Here is a 1,036-nt window from a genome sequence, read left to right on the forward strand (position 1 = left end):
TCACAATGCAGCATTCTATTGTTCGGATCCATGCACCTCATGTCAGGCACAGCGTCAGATCATGCTATAAGCGGCATCAGCTTGAAGGTAGCAGCAACGAAACCAATGGCTGCGAATGAAGGCGAGAAGTTGGAGCAAGCCGAGAAGGCTAAACTTGACAAACTGTTGGAAAAAAATCCATGTGATATGTATCTGATATACAGCAGTTATCAGCCGAAGGGATTTGAGGTTTTTGGTTATGGCAACTTTAATCCGCGCTACGAGAAATACGAGGACTACGAGAAGTTGTTGCGTGTTATGAAAGAGCCAGCTCCGCAGAAGCCTGCTGATCTGTCGAAGAACTATACGTTCGAAGGGGTCATTGTTGCTGCGCCTTATACAAATGAGTATGCGGCAGCCCTGCAGGCTGAGGCGAAAAAGCTCGGCAAAAAGATCTATTCAAAGAAGCTTGAGTGGAAGGATACGAATATGATCCAGTTGCGTTTCGTGAACGGCAAAGATTATATTCAGTTCTCTAGTTATCGGATTGAAGAGATGGAAAAGAATCAACACGGATATGTCTATATCGCTGCTGCGGATGTGAAAAAGAAAAATCCAAAACTTGATCCTAAATTTATTACTAGCTCATTAAATTGGTATGAACAGGGTAAGGGGTTCTCGATTTCAACCAATGCAGAGAATCCGCTGACGAAGGAAGACTTGATCAAGCTGGCGACAACGATGGTCAAAAAATAGCTTTGACATCACTAAATTCTGGTGAATACATGTTGACATATATAAACTACGGTTGTAGTATATTGGTTAACTACATCCGTAGTTTTATTTATTTCAATTGATCGTTGAAAGGAGTGTTGTGGAATGAATGCAGTATCAAAGTAATTTAGTGGCTCTAAGTAGCGTGTTGTTACTAGGTTCAACAGTGGATCAATCCGCACACCATCATTTCCGCTACGGATGCGGAATTGGAAATCATGCACGTCTTATGGACAAATCCGAATTGCCCATTCAGTGAGGTCGTAAAACAGCTGACGGAGCG

Annotated in this window: 1 protein-coding gene; it reads left to right on the forward strand. The window is 42.6% G+C overall.

Going from position 1 to position 1,036, the window contains the following annotated elements; all coding sequences use genetic code 11:
• On the forward strand, positions 1 to 735 hold a 735-nt coding region (locus BBG47_RS28175), incomplete at its 5' end, for a hypothetical protein (protein WP_065294482.1).
• Between the last annotated feature and the right edge of the window lie 301 nt (positions 736 to 1,036).

The organism is Paenibacillus sp. KS1, assembly GCF_001680695.1.
Taxonomy (GTDB): domain Bacteria; phylum Bacillota; class Bacilli; order Paenibacillales; family Paenibacillaceae; genus Paenibacillus_B; species Paenibacillus_B suaedae.